The sequence below is a fragment of the Nonomuraea sp. NPDC048916 genome (assembly GCF_040649575.1).
GTDB lineage: Bacteria > Actinomycetota > Actinomycetes > Streptosporangiales > Streptosporangiaceae > Nonomuraea.
The window spans coordinates 1-672 of sequence record NZ_JBEZFS010000156.1 but is presented as its reverse complement, the minus strand read 5'-3'; the positions used below and the strand labels follow the sequence as shown (position 1 = coordinate 672).

The 672-nt window shown below is 72.6% G+C and carries 1 protein-coding gene; it reads left to right on the top strand.

The window, feature by feature from the left end; translation table 11 throughout:
• Positions 1 to 46: 46 nt before the first annotated feature.
• A partial coding sequence (locus AB0C16_RS40200; protein WP_357691411.1) for a ketoacyl-synthetase C-terminal extension domain-containing protein occupies positions 47 to 672 on the top strand: 626 nt, incomplete at its 3' end.

Sequence of the window (672 nt, the reverse complement as noted above, 5' to 3'; positions counted from 1 at the left end):
TGTGCCGACGCCGCATGTGGATTGGTCTGCGGGGTCGGTGCGGTTGTTGACCGAGGCGGTGGAGTGGCGGCGTGAGGGGCGGCCGCGGCGGGCGGGGGTGTCGTCGTTCGGGCTGAGCGGCACCAACGCCCACGTCATTCTTGAAGAAGGCGAATCCGAGCCCACCTCGGAGGCGTCGCTCGGGCCGGTGCCGGTGCCGGTGCCGGTGCCGGAGCCGGAGCCGGAGGTCGCGGCGTCGCTCGTGTCGGAGACAGGTCCCGCGGCGTCGCTCGTGCCGGTCGTGGTTTCGGCGGCGCGGGAAGGCGACCTCCCCGTGCAGGCCGCGCGCCTGCGGGCCTGGCTCGCGGACCGGCCTGGCGTCGGCCTTCAGGAAGCCGCCTTCTCCCTGGCGACACGCCGGACCACCTTTCCACACCGCGCCGCCATCCTGGCCACCGATCGCGACGCGGCAGTTCGCGGGCTGGGCGCGCTGGCGCAGGGCGAGGCTTCCCATGACCTGCTCACCGGAACCTCCGCCGGGGCGCTCGGCTTCGTGTTTTCGGGTCAGGGGGGGCAGTGGGTGGGGATGGGGCGGGGGTTGTATGAGCGTTTTGGGGTGTTCGCGGGGGCGTTGGATGAGGTGGTGGGTGGGTTCGGGGGTGTGGTGGGTGGGGGTTTGCGTGAGGTGATGTG